Origin of the sequence: Pseudomonas iridis (assembly GCF_017980685.1) — a bacterium.
GTDB classification, from domain to species: Bacteria; Pseudomonadota; Gammaproteobacteria; order Pseudomonadales; family Pseudomonadaceae; genus Aquipseudomonas; species Aquipseudomonas iridis.
Window position 1 is genome coordinate 942,435 of the sequence record NZ_JACXXO010000001.1, and the last position, 15,743, is coordinate 958,177.

A 15,743-nucleotide genomic window follows, 5' to 3' on the forward strand; every position below is an offset into this window, starting at 1 on the left:
GATGCTGCTTCGCAGCTTCTCTTAATACGGGTATGATCGGCGTTTACGTTGTCCCAGCCAAGATAGTGGAAGTCGCCCACCGATGCAAAACACCAAGCTCTTGCTAACCAGTTTCACCTTTGTGGGACTGCTCGCACTCGCCGGTTGTTCATTCCCCGGGGTTTACAAAATCGACATCCAGCAGGGCAATGTCGTCACGCAGGACATGATAGACCAGTTACGCCCGGGAATGACCCGGCCGCAAGTACGGTTTATCATGGGCAACCCTCTGCTTGCCGACACGTTCCATGCCGATCGCTGGGATTATCTGTATAGCCTGCAACCTGGTGGCGGTGAACGTCAGCAGGAACGCATGAGTGTTATTTTCAACTCAAACGACCAGCTCGTCAGCCTGTCCGGTGACTTTATGCCGGGCGTGAGCCGTGACGAAGCCATTCTCGGCAAGGACAGTGGCACCAACGTGACCGCTCCTGCTGAAAACGCCGAGAAGCCAACACCGGAAAAACCGGTGAAACCAGGTTCCTTGCTGGATCAGATCCAGAAGGACGTCGATGGTGTAGAAACCGTTCCGGTTCCGACGCCAGAGCCGCTGGACACCTCGCCGCAATAATTTGCGACGCAATAAAAAACCCGGAAATTCCGGGTTTTTTATTGCCTGCCGTTTGGCTTCTTACTGATTTCGAGCTTTCGCCTCAGCTGCCTTGGCAGCACGCAAACGCCGCACCTCTTTCGGATCGGCGAGCAACGGCCGATATATTTCAATGCGATCCCCCGCCTGAATCAGGCGAACCTCTGGATCAGCGATTACTTTGCCGAAGATCCCTACCGGGCATTCGGCCAGATCAAGCTCAGGGAATTCGTCGCCAATCCCGGATTTGAGCAAGGCATCACGCACAGTCGCCCCTTCGGGGACACTGACCATGCGCAAGACCTGACGATCAACGGCCGCATACACGACCTCTATCTCGATCACCGACTCAACCATGCATCTGTTTGGCACGCTGACAGAATGCATCCACCAGCGTATTCGCAGCCTGATTGAACAGCGGCCCCAGCGTGGCTCGCACCAACGGCCCGGCATAGTCGAACGACAGATCCAGGCTGATCTTGCAGGCCTTCTCGTTCAGTACCTTGAATACCCAGACGCCGTGCAACTGATTGAACGGGCCTTCTTCAAGGTTCATCTCGATGGATTGCCCCGGCACCAGCGTATTGCGCGTCACGAAATGCTGACTGAGGCCACCCTTGGCCACGCCGACACTTGCACGCATATGCTCAGGCGAGCTCTCCAGCACCTCGGCAGACGAGCACCACGGCAGAAATTCCGGATAACGCGCCACGTCATTGACCAGGTCGTAGAGAAATTGCGCCGGGTAAGGCAGCAGCGCCGATCGTTGAATATGTGTCGTCATGTAAGCGTTACTTCCAGAGCTGAGCGGCAAACACTACAAGAATGCCGATGGGCGCCACATAGCGCATCAAGAACAGGGACAGGGCGAACAGCGCCGGATTGCGGATCGACAACTCGTCGCGCACTGCTTCACGGCCCATCACCCAACCTGCAAACAACACGAAACACAAACCACCGAGTGGCAACATGATCCGCGAGGTGAAGAAATCGATCACGCCGAAGAAGTCCAGACCGCTTGCCGCACCCCATTGATAGAGGTGGAACATCCCGCCTTCGTTCACGAAAAACTTGGCTTCCTTCCAGATATTGAAGGAAAACACCGTGCCCAGACCGACGAACCAGCAGGTAAAAGCCAACCAGAATGTCACCCAGGCGCGGCTGATTTTCGTGCGTTCAACCAGGTACGCGACCATCGGCTCCAGCAGGGAAATCGCCGAACTCCAGGCGGCAACCGCCACCAGCACGAAGAACACTACCCCCATCAACTGGCCGAACGCTACGTTACCAAAGGCAAATGGCAGACTGACGAACATCAGGCCAGGGCCTTCGCTCGGGTTCAGGCCCGCGGCAAACACGATAGGGAACAAGGCCAGACCGGCCACCAGCGATACAAATGTATCGAGCAGCGCCACACCGACGACCGTGCCAGAGAGCGACGAATTCTTCGGCATGTAAGCGCCGTAGATCATGATCGATCCGACGCCCACGCTCAGCGAAAAGAATGCGTGGCCCATCGCTGGGAGTAATCCGTCGAGGACTTTTTCCGGGTGGAAGTCGAACATGAAATGCACGCCTTCCATGAAATGCCCGGTGGTCATGCTGTAGCCGAGCAGCACCAGAATCATCACAAACAGCAACGGCATCATGATTCGCAAGCTGCGTTCAAGCCCGGCGACCACGCCTTTGGCGATCACCAGCGCCGACAGCAGCATGAAAATCGTGTGCCAAAGTGTCAGGCGCCACGGATCAGCGATCACATTGCCGAAGTAGGCACCGACCTGAGCAGCCGTGGCACCTTGAAAGTCGCCACGCCCCATATCGATGATGTAGTCCAGCGACCAGCCGCCGACCACACTATAAAAAGACAGGATCAACAACGCCGTGATCATCCCGGCGAAGGCGCCCCACGACCACTTGCCCGAATGCCCGGCTTCCACCGCCAGCACCTTCAAAGCATTGGCCGGACTCTGCCGCGCGCGGCGGCCGATAAGGGTTTCAGCCAGCATGACCGGGATCCCGATCAACGCGATACATGCCAGAAACATCAGCACAAAGGCACCGCCGCCGTAGACCCCGACCATGTACGGGAACTTCCAGATACTACCCAGTCCCACGGCCGAACCGGTCGCGGCGAGTATGAATACCCAGCGGCTAGCCCAACTGCCGTGGACAGAAACCTTGTCTGTCGACATCGTTTATCACGCCCAAGCGTTAGAAAAAGAGGCCGCATTGTCCGGGATTCACTCAACCTGCTCAAGCACGCAGCATCACCGTAGCCGACAGCCGTTTATCTCCATATAATGCCGCCCCTATGGCTAAACAGAAGAAACACCCTACAGGGACCATCGCGCAGAACAAAAAGGCGCGACACGATTACTTCATCGAGCATAAGTTCGAGGCTGGTCTGGTCCTGGCCGGCTGGGAAGTAAAAAGTCTGCGGGCAAGCAAGCTGCAACTGGTCGACAGTTACGTGCTGCTCAAGGATGGCGAAGCATGGCTGCTCGGCAGCCACATCACGCCTCTGATGACCGCCAGCACCCACGTCATCGCTGACCCGACGCGCACGCGCAAGTTGCTGCTCAACCGCCGCGAGCTGGAAAAGCTCGCCGCGGCAGTGCAGCAAAAGGGTTACGCCTGCGTATGCCTGTCCTGGTACTGGAGCAAGCACATGGTCAAGTGCGAGATTGCTCTGGGCAAGGGCAAGAAGGAGTACGACAAGCGTGACACCGAGCGCGAACGCGACGCCGGTCGTGAGTTGCAGCGCGCGGTGCGCAACAAGGGCAAGGAAGACTAGTCTTCCCCCCAAAAGCAAAGATCGCAGCCTGCGGCAGCTCCTACATTGGGATTCGTATTTCCCTGTAGGAGCTGCCGCAGGCTGCGATCTTTTGCTTTAAACAATCACATACCCTTGCGCCGCTCAGCCCGAGCCATGCGCTGGACTTCCTGCCGCACCTCTTCCAGCACTTCCTGCACATACAAAATGTGTCGACTGGAAACTTCCCGCGCCTGCTCCGCACGCCCCTCAATAATCGCCAGATACAATTCCCGATGCTGGGTGATCAGCATGTCGCGGGTTTCCGTGCGTTGTTTGTACATGCCTCCGATGTTGGTCACGACGTTACGCTTGAGCAAATCAAACAACCCGCGAATCGTGTGCAACAACACCGCGTTATGACTGGCCTCGGCAATCGCCAGATGAAACTTCGCATCCGCCGCACCCTCTTCCGCCCGGCTCACTTCGTGATGACGCGAATAGCAGTCCTGTAACTCTTCGAATGCCGCAGTCAGCCGTTCGCGATCCACATCGGTTGCGCGCAATGCAGCGTAATAGGCGCACGATGCCTCCAGGGTATGCCGGAACTCCAGCAAATCGCGCTGCGCCTCAGGATTGCTTTCGAGCAGTTGCAGCAGCGGATCGCTGAACGTCGAGCCCAGCGATTCCACCACGTAGTTGCCACCGCCCTGCTTGCTGACCAGCAACCCCTTGGCCGCCAGTTTCTGAATCGCTTCGCGCAACGATGGACGTGAAACCCCGAACTGCTCAGCCAGCGCGCGCTCAGCCGGAAGCCGCTCACCGGACTTCAACGTACCCTCAAGGATCATCCCCTCGAGCCGCTCGACAATATCGTCAGACAAACGGCGCTGACGTATCTGATCAAACCCCATAACTCACTTCTCCACGAGCCCGACCGCTCGCCGGGCTCTCTATTCTGGCCTATCGGCGCCATCACGACACCTACCAGATGACACCGCCCGAACCGAATCAGATGACGTCTGCACCGCTCATTAGACAAAAGTTTCAGGGCGACAAATTGACACACCCGCATCAAGGCTTTTACCCTAGCCAACAGCGATTGTAAATTGGTCTTACCAATTAACCAAGAACGCTGACAGTGCCTGACCAACAACAATTAGGGGCCACCCCATATGCAAACCTGGCAACAGATCTACAGCCCGCTCGGCAGTCTTGGCGTTTCCGCTCTCGCGGCCGTCATTCCCATCGTTTTCTTCTTCCTCGCGTTGGCGGTGTTCCGCCTCAAAGGTCATGTGGCCGGCAGCATCACGCTTGCCTTGTCCATCGCTGTGGCTATTTTCGCCTTCCAGATGCCGGTCGACATGGCGTTTGCCGCTGCCGGGTATGGCTTCGCCTATGGTTTGTGGCCGATAGCCTGGATCATTGTCGCGGCGGTGTTCCTGTACAAACTGACAGTCAAAAGTGGTCAGTTCGAAGTTATTCGCAGCTCCGTACTGTCGATTACTGATGACCAGCGCCTGCAGGTGCTGCTGATCGGTTTCTGCTTCGGTGCATTTCTGGAAGGTGCCGCCGGTTTCGGTGCGCCGGTCGCGATTACTGCTGCACTCCTTGTAGGCCTGGGCTTCAACCCGCTGTACGCCGCAGGCCTGTGCCTGATCGCCAACACCGCGCCGGTTGCGTTTGGCGCTCTGGGGATTCCGATCATCGTGGCCGGCCAGGTCACCGGTATCGACGCCTTCAAAATCGGCGCCATGACCGGTCGCCAGCTACCGCTGCTGTCGCTATTCGTGCCGTTCTGGCTGGTTTTCATGATGGACGGCATGCGCGGCGTACGTGAAACCTGGCCGGCCGCGCTGGTGGCGGGCCTGAGCTTTGCCATCACTCAGTACTTCACTTCGAACTTCATCGGCCCGGAACTGCCGGACATCACCTCGGCCCTGGCCAGCCTGATCTCCCTGACCCTGTTCCTGAAAATCTGGCAGCCAAAACGTACCGCTGGCGCGCAAATCGCCGGCGCGACTTCCAGCGCCGCCATCACCGGCAGCGTCGGCGGTTTCGGCCAGAAGCGCGCCACCGCGGTTTCCCCATACAGCCTCTGGGAAATTTTCATCGCCTGGTCGCCGTTCCTGATCCTCACCGTGCTGGTGACGATCTGGACGCTCAAGCCTTTCAAAGCCATGTTCGCTGCCGGCGGCTCGATGTACGCATGGGTGTTCAACTTCGCGATTCCGCACCTTGATCAATTGGTGATCAAGACTGCACCGATCGTGGCCGCACCGACCGCCATTCCAGCTGTGTTTAAACTCGACCCGATTTCTGCGACCGGCACGGCGATTTTCTTCTCCGCACTGATCTCGATGCTGGTCCTGAAGATCAATTTCAAAACTGGTCTGACCACTTTGAAAGAGACACTCTACGAACTGCGCTGGCCTATTCTGTCGATTGGCATGGTGTTGGCGTTCGCGTTCGTCACTAACTATTCCGGCATGTCCTCGACCATGGCTCTGGTGCTGGCGGGTACTGGCGCAGCGTTCCCGTTCTTCTCGCCGTTCCTGGGCTGGCTGGGCGTATTCCTCACCGGTTCCGACACCTCGTCCAACGCCCTCTTCAGTTCGCTGCAAGCCACCACCGCGCACCAGATCGGCGTCAACGACACCCTGCTGGTCGCGGCAAACACCAGCGGCGGCGTCACCGGCAAGATGATCTCGCCACAATCGATCGCCGTGGCCTGCGCCGCGACCGGTCTGGTCGGCAAGGAATCGGACCTGTTCCGCTTCACCCTCAAGCACAGCCTATTCTTTGCAACGATCGTCGGTCTGATCACGCTGGCTCAGGCCTACTGGCTCACCGGCATGCTGGTGCACTAAACCGACAAGAAGACTACAAGCAACATGGAAATAACCGACGCCGGTTCGTGATTCCGGCGTCAGCAATTCACAACCCGGTCTGTAAGGCTGCTGAAAGCAACACTCTTTATATTCAGCAGCCTCAGCGGACGGATAACCGGGATAACCCGGAGACACGCCTGATGAGCGAGCTTTTTTACAACGCCGTGCCGAACGCGACCCGCGTGGCACCGCCACTGCCCGAACCTCGGCAATACCCCAGCGAGAAACCGTCGCGGGTCTACCTGTTCGGGACGTGCGTGGTCGATCTGTTCTACCCCGAAGCCGGGATGGACGCGATCCACTTGCTGGAGCGCGAAGGGATTCGGGTCGAGTATCCACAAGGGCAAAGTTGCTGCGGACAACCGGCCTACACCTCCGGTTACACCGAGCAGGCGCGGACGGTGGCGCGCTCGCAACTGGCACTGTTCGCCGGGGATTTTCCGGTGGTGGTGCCATCGGGCTCCTGCGCTGGCATGTTGCGCGAGCACTACGCCGACTTGTTCAAGGAAGAGCCAGAAACCTTGAAACAGGTTCAGGCCCTCGCGGCACGAACCTATGAATTGGCAGAGTTTCTGCTGTTCGTCTGCAAAGTGCAGCTCGAGGACAGCGGCGAGCCGGTAAAAGTCGCCCTGCACACGTCGTGCTCTGCGCGTCGCGAGATGAACACCCACCTGCACGGCCGCGAGTTGTTGGCGCAGTTGAGCAATGTGGAACGGGTCAACCACGACCACGAAAGCGAATGCTGTGGCTTCGGCGGGACATTCAGCGTCCGAATGCCAGATATTTCCGGCGCGATGGTGGCTGACAAGACCCGGGCGTTGAAGGAATCCGGCGCACACAGGATTTTGAGTGCCGACTGCGGCTGCTTGATGAACATCAACGGCTCGCTGGAGAAACAACAGGAAGCGTTGCGCGGCCAACATCTGGCCAGTTTCCTGTGGCAACGAACCGGAGGTGCGCAATGAGCACCTCCGCGATTATTCCTACGGTCGCCGTAGAAGAAGATTTCCGCACCCGGGCGCACAACGCCTTGGGTGACCCGCAGTTACGGAACAATTTCCGCACTGCCATGGATTCACTGATGACCAAGCGGGCAGCGGCTTTTGGCGATGCCCACGAAAAAGAACATTTGCGCGCACTGGGCAACTCGATCAGAGCCCGTGCGCTCTCCAAGTTGCCCGACCTGCTCGAGCAACTGGAACAGAACCTGACCCGCAACGGTGTGACAGTGCACTGGGCGGAAACGGTGGACGAAGCCAATGGCATCGTCTTATCGATCATCCGTGCTCACGAGGCGCGGCAAGTGATCAAGGGCAAATCGATGGTCAGCGAAGAGATGGAGATGAACCATTTCCTCGAGGCTCAAGACATTGAATGTCTGGAGTCCGACATGGGGGAATACATCGTCCAGCTCGACCACGAGAAGCCTTCACACATTATTATGCCGGCGATCCACAAGAATGCCGGTCAGGTCGCGTCCTTGTTCCACGACAAACTTGGCGTGGAATACACCAAGGACGTTGACCAACTCATTCAGATCGGTCGCAGAGTCTTGCGGCAGAAATTCTTCGAAGCGGACATCGGCGTTTCCGGCGTCAACTTCGCCGTGGCCGAAACCGGCACCCTGCTGCTGGTGGAAAACGAAGGCAACGGCCGGATGACTACCACCGTGCCGCCGGTGCACATCGCCGTCACCGGCATCGAAAAAGTCGTCGAAAATCTGCGTGACGTGGTGCCGCTGTTATCGCTGCTGACCCGTTCGGCGCTGGGCATTCCGATCACCACTTACGTCAACATGATCTCCGGCCCGCGCAAGGAGCATGAACTCGACGGCCCACAAGAAGTGCATCTGGTGCTTCTCGACAACGGTCGCAGCCAGGCCTTTGCCGACAGCGAATTGCGCCAGACCCTGAACTGCATTCGCTGCGGCGCCTGTATGAATCATTGCCCGGTCTACACGCGAGTCGGTGGCCACGCCTATGGGGAGGTTTACCCCGGCCCTATAGGAAAAATCATCACCCCACACTTGGTCGGCCTGGCCAAGGTGCCGGATCATCCGAGTGCGTCTTCGCTGTGCGGTGCCTGCGGTGAAGTGTGTCCGGTAAAAATTCCTATCCCCGCGCTGCTACGTCGCCTACGCGAAGAAAACGTCAAAGCCCCGGACAGCCCTCATCAAGTGATGCGCGGTCAGGGCAGCAAGTATTCGCGCAAGGAACGCTTTATCTGGAACGCCTGGGCCAGGCTCAATAGCTCGCCAACGCTGTATCGGCTGTTCGGCTTTTTCGCCACGCGCTTGCGCGCCCTCACGCCAAACAATGTTGGCCCATGGACGCAGAATCACAGCGCACCCAAACCCGCCGCCCGCTCACTGCACGACATGGCCCGCGAGCACTTGGCCAAACAGGGAGACCGCTGATGAGCGCCAAGCAAAATATCCTCGGCAAACTGCGCAAAAGTCTGATCGGCGCCACGCCGATTGCCGACGATTTCGATGTAGAACTGGTAACTCAGCCGTACACCTACAGCGCCGAACAGCGCATTCCGCAATTACGCAAATTGATGGAAGCGGTCCATACCGAGATCCATCTGACGTGCGATGAGGAATGGCCTGCACTGCTCGCACAATTACTGCACGACCGTCAGTTGCCGAGTCTGTTGATCGCACCGACGACACCTCACGGTGCAAAAATCACCCAACACTGGGCGAACAATCCTGATCTGCCGGCGTTGAAATCCTACGACCGGCCGATGGAAGAATGGAAAGCCGAGCTGTTCAACGATACCCCGGCCAGTCTCACCGGCACCCTGGGTGCCATTGCCGCCACGGGCAGCCTGATTCTCTGGCCAACCCGCGAAGAACCGCGCCTGATGAGCCTGGTGCCGCCCGTACATTTCGCCCTGCTCAAGGCCAGCGAAATCCGCGACAACTTCTACCAGGTGCAACATGAACTCCAATGGGCCCACGGCATGCCGACCAACGCGTTGCTGGTGTCCGGCCCGTCGAAAACCGCTGACATCGAGCAAGTGCTGGCCTACGGCGCCCACGGCCCGAAAGACCTCGTGGTGCTGATCCTGGAGGACCAATGACGCTTCCGGCGAATTTCCTGCGTGATGCGCAACAACTGATTCCGGCGGATCGCCGCTTCGACGATCCGCTGTCGACATTGGCCTTCGGCACCGACGCCAGTTTTTATCGACTGATTCCGCAACTGGTGATCCGCGTTGAATCCGAAGATGAAGTGGTGAAGCTGCTGCAATTGGCACAGCGCGATCATGTACCGGTGACCTTTCGCGCGGCCGGCACCAGTCTCTCCGGTCAGGCGATCAGCGATTCGGTGCTGATCGTGCTTGGGGATAACTGGAACGCTCGCGAAATACGTGGCCAAGGCACGCAAATCCGCCTGCAACCGGGGGTGATCGGCGCGCAGGCCAATGCGTGGCTGGCGCCATTCGGACGCAAGATCGGCCCGGACCCGGCATCGATCAACGCCTGCAAAATCGGCGGCATCGTCTCCAACAACGCCAGCGGCATGTGCTGCGGCACCGCACAAAACACTTATCACACGCTGGCCGGCATTCGCTTGGTCCTGGCCGACGGCACACGACTTGATACTGAAGACGCCGCCAGCGTCGCGGCGTTTCGTGCAAGCCATGGTGATCTCCTTGATCGCTTGGCGACGTTGAGCCGCGAGACCCGCGCCAATGCCGAACTGGCTGCCAGAATCCGCCACAAATATCGTCTGAAAAATACCACTGGCCTGTCGCTCAACGCCTTGGTGGATTTCGACGAGCCTGTGGATATCTTGAGCCACTTGCTGGTCGGCTCCGAAGGCACACTCGGTTTTATCAGCGCGGTGACTTACGACACCGTCATCGATCATCCGCACAAGGCTTCAGCGCTGATCGTATTCCCGGATGTGGAAACCTGCTGCAACGCGGTCACCGTGCTGAAAAGCCAGCCAGTGTCAGCGGTAGAACTGCTGGATCGACGCAGCCTGCGCTCGGTGCAGGACAAACCGGGCATGCCCGCTTTCGTACAACAGCTGTCGAACAATGCCTGCGCCCTGCTGATCGAATCCCGCGCCGCCTCTTCCACGTTGCTGCAGGAACAACTGGCGCAGATCATGGCGTCGATCAGCAGTTTCCCGGTAGAAAAGCAGGTCGACTTCAGCGAAGACCCCGTTGAGAACGCACGCCTCTGGGCGATCCGCAAGGACACCTTCCCCGCCGTCGGCGCCGTGCGTAAAACCGGCACCACGGTGATCATCGAGGACGTGACCTTCCCGGTTGAACAACTGGCGATCGGCGTAAACCGCTTGATCGAACTGTTCGAAAAACATTCCTACGACGAGGCGATCCTTTTCGGACATGCGCTGGAAGGCAATCTTCACTTCGTCTTCACCCAAGGCTTCAACAACCCGGAAGAAGTCGCACGCTATCAAGCGTTCATGGACGACGTCGCGCAACTGGTGGCGGTGGAGTTCGGCGGCTCGCTCAAGGCCGAACACGGCACCGGGCGCAACATGGCGCCGTTCGTTGAGCTGGAATGGGGCAGCGACGCCTACCAACTGATGTGGCAGCTCAAACGCCTGCTCGACCCTAACGGTATTCTCAACCCGGACGTGGTGCTCAGCGAAGATCCGCAGATCCACCTCAAGCATCTGAAACCGCTGCCGGCGGCTGACGAGATTATCGATAAGTGCATCGAGTGCGGCTTCTGCGAACCGGTCTGCCCGTCGAAAGGCCTGACCCTGAGCCCGCGCCAGCGCATCGTGATATGGCGCGATATTCAGGCGAAAAAACGCGCTGGGATCGACACCACTGAACTGGAAAAAGCCTACGAGTACCAAGGCATCGAGACCTGCGCCGCAACGGGTCTCTGCGCACAACGCTGTCCTGTAGGCATCAATACCGGCGAGCTGGTGAAAAAGCTTCGCGGCCGACACGCAACGCACAAGAAAACCGCTGACTGGATCGAAGGAAATTTCGCCAAGACGCTGCAAGGCGCGCGCTTCACGCTGCATGTGGCGAATGGAGCGCGGATGTTGCTGGGGGCGCCGCGTCTGGCGAAGTTATCGGCAACGCTGACCCGCGTGTCCAAGGGCCAGGTGCCGTTGTGGACGAACGCGATGCCACAACCGGAAAGAGCCATTCGCTTCAGTCCGAATGTGTCGGACGAACGCCCTCGAGTGGTTTATCTGGCTGCGTGCGTCTCGCGGGTCATGGGGCCGGCGGCGGGTGACAAAGAGCAGATGTCGCTATTCGACAAAACCCGTGGACTGCTGGAAAAGGCCGGTTACCAGGTGGTCTTTCCCGACAATCAGGACAACCTTTGCTGCGGCCAACCATTCGCCTCCAAAGGCTATGCCGAACAGGCCGAGCATAAGCGTCAGGAGCTGATCAGCGCGCTGCTCCACGCCAGTCGCGGCGGGCTCGATCCGATTTATTGCGACACCAGTCCGTGCACGCTGCGGCTGGTGCAGGACGTGGGAGATGTTCGCCTGGATCTGTACGACCCGGTGCGTTTCATTCGTACGCATCTGCTCGATCGGCTGCATTTCACGCCTCAGGAAGCACCGATCGCCGTTCACGTGACGTGCAGCACTCAGCATTTGGGGGAGAGCCAGGCGTTGATTGATCTGGCGCGCAAGTGCAGTAAGAACGTGGTGATCCCGGAAGGCATTCATTGCTGCGGTTTCGCGGGGGACAAGGGCTTTACCACGCCGGAACTGAACAGCCACTCGCTGCGCACGCTCAAGGATGCGGTGCAGCATTGCAGTGAGGGAATTTCCACAAGTCGGACGTGCGAAATCGGACTGACGCAACATGGCGGGATCGACTATCACGGCCTGGTTTATCTTGTGGATCGGGTCACCCGAGCGAAGGCCTGCTGAAGAAAATCAGAACCCTTGAGCGGGACGGTAGTCCACAGAACAGGCCTCGAACAGTCGGGGCCTGTCCTTCTTTCGTTGACCCTACTCACGGTCAGCGAAGTCCGGATTCCTCAGTGCAAGGAGATTTCCATGAAGCGTTCTGTACTGCTCGGTCTGTTCGTTACTGCCTCGATGATGGCGTCCACTTCGTTCGCTGATAGCAAACCATCCAGCTTGTGCGATGCGAATTTGCAGACAATCGACAACTCCAAGGCCCAATACCAGACGTCACCGGATCTGAATGCGCGCGTCTCGGCGAGTGTCAGCAAAGCACAGGCTCTCAAGGCCCAAGGCAAAACAGACGAGTGCCTTGTTGAAACCCAGCAGACCCTTCTGGAAATCCAGAAGTCTACGGGTGACACCAAAAAATGACCACAGACCGACTGGGTCGGCCTCATCGACATGTTTTGGAGAACCAACCTTTTCATACCATGTGTAAAAAAAAACCGAATTCCTGAGCGCAGCTATAGTCGATTGATCAAGCCCCAAGCAAACGAGGCTTGTAGCGACCTCGGAATAGCCGCCAGACCGCCCGGCAGCACCGAGACCAACCGTTCTAGGAGATACCTATGAAGCATTCTGCAATTGCTGGATTGTTCATCGCCGGTGCCCTGCTAACGTCGCCGGTATTTGCGGCAGACAAAGACCTTTGTGCCGGGAATCTTCAAATTATCAAGGACTTCGAGACCAGCCAGCCGGCTCTTTCGGAAAATACCGACGACAACATCAAAGCTGCCCGGGAAAAAGCCGAAATGGCTCAAAAAGCCGGGAATGACAAGGAATGCGTTGCGATCACTTCCAACGTAGTCACCAAAATACAAACTCGTAATCCTGAAAATAAATGACGTACCAGAAGGCCAACCTTCGGGTTGGCCTTGTCCGCCGATTGGCGTACACTGCGCAGGCTTGTTGCTCACCAGGATGTACAGAGCAATGAGTTCGGGGCCGTTTAGGATTCGACGCCGGTTGCGAAACTTTAGGTGCATGCCGAGTTGGTAACAGAACTCGTAAATCCACTGTTGCAACTTTCTATAGTTGCCAATGACGAAACCTACGGGGAATACGCTCTCGCTGCGTAAGCAGCCTTAGCCTTCCCTTCTGGTACCTTCGGGTCCAGCAATCATCAGGGGATGTCTGTAAACCCAAAATGATTGTCATATAGAACAGAATCGCCGTGCAGTACGTTGTGGACGAAGCGGCTAAAACTTACACAACTCGCCCAAAGCACCCTGCCCTTCGGGTCGCTGAGGGTTAACTTAATAGAAACGGCTACGCATGTAGTACCGACAGCGGAGTACTGGCGGACGGGGGTTCAAATCCCCCCGGCTCCACCAAACAAGCTATACAAATCAGGCACTTAGCGTTTATCGCAAGTGCCTTTTTTGTGCCTGAATGGGTGGTTTTGGCTCGGTTATGCCAGCTTAATGACAGCATTTGTAGTGCGATGTAGGGGGCGTTGCGATGTCGCGGACAACCGCGCAAAACCGTCGGCAATAATGAGGTTTTCATCAAGCTGGCGCTTGCGGTTCTGATGACGCCCGAATGATCAGGCCTCCCTCCAAACTATGATTGCCATAGACGTGCTGTATCCCGCTCCGGCGTGCATTTGTAGGTTGAGCGAATCAGGCCGGGCAAGTAGCATATTGCTATTATCAATCGATGGTCCGGCAAGGAAAGCAATTCATGAAAGTCACATTTAGAGGCTGGGAGCGTGAGGTCCACGCTCACAATCACGCCCTCAAACCGGTAAAGCACACATCTCAGGGGTTTGTTGAGGGAAAGAAAGGCCCGCTCGCCTGGCACGATGGTCTCAGCGCGTACGGTAAAATCGAAGGTGTGTCTCTTACCGGCTCGTTTTTGGCAGAGTTCGAATTTGAGCAAGCTGAGCTAAGAAGCTGGCTGCTGAATTTTGCAGGGTCGAATCCCGCCGAGGCTTTGCGATTGATGTCTGAGGCTCAGGCCGAAGCAATTATCGCTCTGAATTCTAAAGTTGCAGAAGAAGCCTAAAAGCCGAGTTCCCACTCGAGCAACTAAGCCAGGGAGAACCCCTTCCCTCAAGAGGTCCTCGACATTCGCCGATACCTTGATCGATTCATCTTCGTCGGCGTGGATGAGTTCTGCTGGATGGCAGCGTACTAATTAGAAGGAGTCAATAGTGACTACGTCGCTACAAAAATCATCTCCGAATAATCGTCTTGACGCCATCGTGGAGGGCCTCCTTCATGCTAGCGATATGGCGATCAAGCAAGCCGACTTGCCCCTGAGCCGAATGCCTGAGTATTTCATGGCCGTCCACGTAGCGCAGCATGTGGCGAGGTCGTTTTCAAACTTCGGTTTTCGTCTGGAAGCATCTGTCAAGCAAACATTGGCTGACGCAGGGGTTGATGAGACCGAAATCGACGACCTGCTTGGAAATGACTCACTGCGCGGGAATGGCCGATTTGACCTAGTGCTCCGAACGGGAAAGCTCGGAACACCAGCTCACGTAATGGAGTTTAAGAGAGGGTCGCGTAGTGCCCATTTGGCAAATGACCTAGCCCGGCTTGCCTATGTGACTAGGACGGTGCACGCGGGTGCCCGCCTGGAAACCAACTATCTTGTGTTCACCACAAAAAAATCAGAAGAGAAGTTGCGGTCAATGGTGCAAGCGGAAGAGGCCGCGCTGAAGCGTACCCACCCGAGAGCTCGTGGCAAGGTGGCGTTCGCCCTCAGGAGATATCAGCCCATCCCTCATTGGGCGAAAGATGACCAGAAGAAAATAAATTTGCACATGGCGGTTGCTGTATTTGAGATTAGCTATAAGAGCTGAGAGCTTCGCTCTGGCAATTGAAAGCGGAGGGCTTGCTCATGCGCCAGTCCTGGACCTTCCACGTCGCGCCGACGGCCAGCAGCAGGAGCGCCAGCACGCCAGCGGCCAGATCCTTCATCGACACGGGGCTCATGGCACGTCCTTGAAGAAGATGTGGTGCCCGAGGCGGAACGTCTGCGTGGCATCCTTGGCCCAGGCGGGCGGCTTCGGCATGGTGGTCGCGTAGTAGTGGGTCGCGCCGCCGGTGATGTCGGGCTCGGCGCCGGAGATCACCAGACCCGCCGCCCGCCGGGCCTGGGCGAACTGCTTCGGCGGGATCTCCTTTGCGCCGCTCAGGTAGGGATAGTTCGGGTCGTTCTTGTTCCAGCAACTGAACTGATATTTCTTCAGGCAGACGCCGGCGTAACCCTCGCCCCACCAATCCGGCCTGCCATCGTTGTGCAGGTCCATCTCGACACGGTTGCGGATGGTCCAGGCCACGGCGATCTGGCCGGCCAGGCCCTCACCCCTGGCCTCGCCCCACAGCGTGCGCGCGAGGATGTCGCGGTCTTTTTCAGTGACGGTCATGCTTTTCTCCAGGCAAAAAGAAACCCGCACTCGGCGGGCTGGATAGCTGAAATTTGTAGTCGTTACAGGTGGGGCGACGGTTGGCGGGCGCGCCTCTGACTGGTAGGCTCCGCGGCACGCTCTTCTGTCATAAAGGGGGCAGAGGAGAATAGAAACCCCG

At 57.7% G+C, this 15,743-nt stretch carries 17 protein-coding genes and 1 other RNA gene; 12 read left to right on the forward strand and 6 right to left on the reverse strand.

Annotation, left to right across the window (positions count from 1 at the left end; all coding sequences use genetic code 11):
- The first annotated feature begins 82 nt into the window (after positions 1 to 82).
- Positions 83 to 610 (forward strand): outer membrane protein assembly factor BamE, encoded by a 528-nt coding sequence (locus IEQ42_RS04380; RefSeq protein ID WP_042557578.1) that lies wholly within the window; start codon positions 83 to 85, stop codon positions 608 to 610.
- Between the two features lie 60 nt (positions 611 to 670).
- On the opposite strand, the gene IEQ42_RS04385 is transcribed toward IEQ42_RS04380, so the two are convergent.
- The 3 genes from IEQ42_RS04385 to IEQ42_RS04395 are packed head-to-tail and all read right to left on the reverse strand — an operon-like array spanning position 671 to position 2,823.
- Positions 671 to 985 carry an RnfH family protein gene (locus IEQ42_RS04385; protein WP_210702660.1) on the reverse strand — a complete coding sequence of 105 codons (315 nt, stop codon included), beginning with the start codon at positions 983 to 985 and terminating at the stop codon, positions 671 to 673.
- Complete coding sequence (locus IEQ42_RS04390) at positions 978 to 1,412, reverse strand: type II toxin-antitoxin system RatA family toxin (RefSeq protein WP_016986510.1); 435 nt, start codon at positions 1,410 to 1,412, stop codon at positions 978 to 980. The genes IEQ42_RS04385 and IEQ42_RS04390 overlap by 8 nt, the downstream gene beginning before the upstream one ends.
- Positions 1,413 to 1,419: 7 nt before the next feature.
- Positions 1,420 to 2,823, reverse strand: coding sequence for a sodium-dependent transporter (locus IEQ42_RS04395; RefSeq protein WP_042557576.1), 1,404 nt, complete (start codon positions 2,821 to 2,823; stop codon positions 1,420 to 1,422).
- A gap of 119 nt (positions 2,824 to 2,942) precedes the next feature.
- Here IEQ42_RS04395 and smpB point away from each other — a divergent pair, with 119 nt between their 5' ends.
- The gene (gene smpB / locus IEQ42_RS04400; protein WP_007900551.1) at positions 2,943 to 3,425 is read left to right on the forward strand and encodes an SsrA-binding protein SmpB; all 483 of its coding nucleotides are present in this window, start codon (positions 2,943 to 2,945) and stop codon (positions 3,423 to 3,425) included.
- Positions 3,426 to 3,529: 104 nt separating this feature from the next.
- Here smpB and IEQ42_RS04405 read toward each other — a convergent pair whose 3' ends face one another.
- A complete protein-coding gene (locus IEQ42_RS04405; RefSeq protein WP_210702661.1) occupies positions 3,530 to 4,297 on the reverse strand; it encodes a GntR family transcriptional regulator in 768 nt (255 codons plus the stop codon).
- Positions 4,298 to 4,558: 261 nt separating this feature from the next.
- Here IEQ42_RS04405 and IEQ42_RS04410 point away from each other — a divergent pair, with 261 nt between their 5' ends.
- The 10 genes from IEQ42_RS04410 to IEQ42_RS04455 all read left to right on the forward strand — a co-directional run bounded on the left by IEQ42_RS04410 (position 4,559) and on the right by IEQ42_RS04455 (position 15,016).
- Positions 4,559 to 6,253: a lactate permease LctP family transporter gene (locus tag IEQ42_RS04410; protein ID WP_150596489.1), complete on the forward strand. Its 1,695-nt coding sequence runs from the start codon at positions 4,559 to 4,561 to the stop codon at positions 6,251 to 6,253.
- A 161-nt stretch (positions 6,254 to 6,414) separates the two neighbouring features.
- Complete coding sequence (locus tag IEQ42_RS04415; protein WP_210702662.1) at positions 6,415 to 7,239, forward strand: (Fe-S)-binding protein; 825 nt, start codon at positions 6,415 to 6,417, stop codon at positions 7,237 to 7,239.
- The gene (locus IEQ42_RS04420; RefSeq protein ID WP_210702663.1) at positions 7,236 to 8,690 is read left to right on the forward strand and encodes a LutB/LldF family L-lactate oxidation iron-sulfur protein; all 1,455 of its coding nucleotides are present in this window, start codon (positions 7,236 to 7,238) and stop codon (positions 8,688 to 8,690) included. Before IEQ42_RS04415 ends, IEQ42_RS04420 begins: the two co-directional genes overlap by 4 nt.
- A complete protein-coding gene (locus tag IEQ42_RS04425) occupies positions 8,690 to 9,361 on the forward strand; it encodes a LutC/YkgG family protein (protein ID WP_210702664.1) in 672 nt (223 codons plus the stop codon). The genes IEQ42_RS04420 and IEQ42_RS04425 overlap by 1 nt, the downstream gene beginning before the upstream one ends.
- Positions 9,358 to 12,168: an FAD-binding and (Fe-S)-binding domain-containing protein gene (locus IEQ42_RS04430; protein ID WP_210702665.1), complete on the forward strand. Its 2,811-nt coding sequence runs from the start codon at positions 9,358 to 9,360 to the stop codon at positions 12,166 to 12,168. Before IEQ42_RS04425 ends, IEQ42_RS04430 begins: the two co-directional genes overlap by 4 nt.
- Before the next feature lie 129 nt (positions 12,169 to 12,297).
- Positions 12,298 to 12,579 carry a hypothetical protein gene (locus tag IEQ42_RS04435; RefSeq protein ID WP_210702666.1) on the forward strand — a complete coding sequence of 94 codons (282 nt, stop codon included), beginning with the start codon at positions 12,298 to 12,300 and terminating at the stop codon, positions 12,577 to 12,579.
- A gap of 197 nt (positions 12,580 to 12,776) precedes the next feature.
- Positions 12,777 to 13,052: a hypothetical protein gene (locus tag IEQ42_RS04440; protein ID WP_042557568.1), complete on the forward strand. Its 276-nt coding sequence runs from the start codon at positions 12,777 to 12,779 to the stop codon at positions 13,050 to 13,052.
- A gap of 96 nt (positions 13,053 to 13,148) precedes the next feature.
- Positions 13,149 to 13,541, forward strand: a transfer-messenger RNA (tmRNA) gene (gene ssrA / locus IEQ42_RS04445).
- A 349-nt stretch (positions 13,542 to 13,890) separates the two neighbouring features.
- Positions 13,891 to 14,214 carry a hypothetical protein gene (locus tag IEQ42_RS04450; RefSeq protein WP_210702667.1) on the forward strand — a complete coding sequence of 108 codons (324 nt, stop codon included), beginning with the start codon at positions 13,891 to 13,893 and terminating at the stop codon, positions 14,212 to 14,214.
- A gap of 148 nt (positions 14,215 to 14,362) precedes the next feature.
- Entirely contained in the window at positions 14,363 to 15,016 is a 654-nt protein-coding gene (locus IEQ42_RS04455) for a hypothetical protein (protein WP_210702668.1), read from the forward strand.
- Here the strand turns inward: IEQ42_RS04455 and IEQ42_RS04460 are convergent.
- Both IEQ42_RS04460 and IEQ42_RS04465 read right to left on the reverse strand, forming a co-directional pair.
- Entirely contained in the window at positions 15,000 to 15,149 is a 150-nt protein-coding gene (locus IEQ42_RS04460; protein WP_210702669.1) for a hypothetical protein, read from the reverse strand. The two genes, IEQ42_RS04455 and IEQ42_RS04460, sit on opposite strands and share 17 nt — an antisense overlap.
- Complete coding sequence (locus tag IEQ42_RS04465) at positions 15,146 to 15,583, reverse strand: cell wall hydrolase (RefSeq protein WP_210702670.1); 438 nt, start codon at positions 15,581 to 15,583, stop codon at positions 15,146 to 15,148. The genes IEQ42_RS04460 and IEQ42_RS04465 overlap by 4 nt, the downstream gene beginning before the upstream one ends.
- Positions 15,584 to 15,743 lie beyond the last annotated feature (160 nt).

Bases quoted from the DNA above. Each gene is read 5' to 3' on its own strand.
- IEQ42_RS04395 (WP_042557576.1), bottom strand. From the start codon at position 2,823: ATGTCGACAGACAAGGTTTCTGTCCACGGCAGTTGGGCTAGCCGCTGG.
- IEQ42_RS04410 (WP_150596489.1), top strand. From the start codon at position 4,559: ATGCAAACCTGGCAACAGATCTACAGCCCGCTCGGCAGTCTTGGCGTT.
- IEQ42_RS04460 (WP_210702669.1), bottom strand. From the start codon at position 15,149: ATGAGCCCCGTGTCGATGAAGGATCTGGCCGCTGGCGTGCTGGCGCTC.
- IEQ42_RS04380 (WP_042557578.1), top strand. From the start codon at position 83: ATGCAAAACACCAAGCTCTTGCTAACCAGTTTCACCTTTGTGGGACTG.
- IEQ42_RS04440 (WP_042557568.1), top strand. From the start codon at position 12,777: ATGAAGCATTCTGCAATTGCTGGATTGTTCATCGCCGGTGCCCTGCTA.
- IEQ42_RS04425 (WP_210702664.1), top strand. From the start codon at position 8,690: ATGAGCGCCAAGCAAAATATCCTCGGCAAACTGCGCAAAAGTCTGATC.
- IEQ42_RS04385 (WP_210702660.1), bottom strand. From the start codon at position 985: ATGGTTGAGTCGGTGATCGAGATAGAGGTCGTGTATGCGGCCGTTGAT.
- IEQ42_RS04465 (WP_210702670.1), bottom strand. From the start codon at position 15,583: ATGACCGTCACTGAAAAAGACCGCGACATCCTCGCGCGCACGCTGTGG.
- IEQ42_RS04415 (WP_210702662.1), top strand. From the start codon at position 6,415: ATGAGCGAGCTTTTTTACAACGCCGTGCCGAACGCGACCCGCGTGGCA.
- IEQ42_RS04420 (WP_210702663.1), top strand. From the start codon at position 7,236: ATGAGCACCTCCGCGATTATTCCTACGGTCGCCGTAGAAGAAGATTTC.
- IEQ42_RS04450 (WP_210702667.1), top strand. From the start codon at position 13,891: ATGAAAGTCACATTTAGAGGCTGGGAGCGTGAGGTCCACGCTCACAAT.
- IEQ42_RS04435 (WP_210702666.1), top strand. From the start codon at position 12,298: ATGAAGCGTTCTGTACTGCTCGGTCTGTTCGTTACTGCCTCGATGATG.
- smpB (WP_007900551.1), top strand. From the start codon at position 2,943: ATGGCTAAACAGAAGAAACACCCTACAGGGACCATCGCGCAGAACAAA.
- IEQ42_RS04430 (WP_210702665.1), top strand. From the start codon at position 9,358: ATGACGCTTCCGGCGAATTTCCTGCGTGATGCGCAACAACTGATTCCG.
- IEQ42_RS04390 (WP_016986510.1), bottom strand. From the start codon at position 1,412: ATGACGACACATATTCAACGATCGGCGCTGCTGCCTTACCCGGCGCAA.
- IEQ42_RS04405 (WP_210702661.1), bottom strand. From the start codon at position 4,297: ATGGGGTTTGATCAGATACGTCAGCGCCGTTTGTCTGACGATATTGTC.